A 210-nucleotide genomic window follows, 5' to 3' on the forward strand; every position below is an offset into this window, starting at 1 on the left:
GTCATGGTAATATATTGCTTTTTTCTGAATTTCTAAACGAGCTGTAAAATCTAAAAAATTCAGGTTTCCTTGAAATCCTTTTCTGTCTTGAACAGAATCGAAAACTGCTTTTGAAAGATAAAGAAGGAAACTTTCTACAAACTCTCGGGAGTTGGAGTATATTGGATTAGTGTCTATAAAGTCAAGAACCATGGTCTCTAGTGCATAAGA

1 protein-coding gene is annotated in these 210 nt (G+C 33.3%); it reads right to left on the minus strand.

Going from position 1 to position 210, the window contains the following annotated elements:
- A partial coding sequence (locus tag CBI42_RS13145) for a hypothetical protein (protein ID WP_218822087.1) occupies positions 1–210 on the minus strand: 210 nt, incomplete at both ends.

The sequence above is a fragment of the Streptococcus sp. KR genome (genome assembly GCF_002238115.1).
GTDB lineage: Bacteria > Bacillota > Bacilli > Lactobacillales > Streptococcaceae > Streptococcus.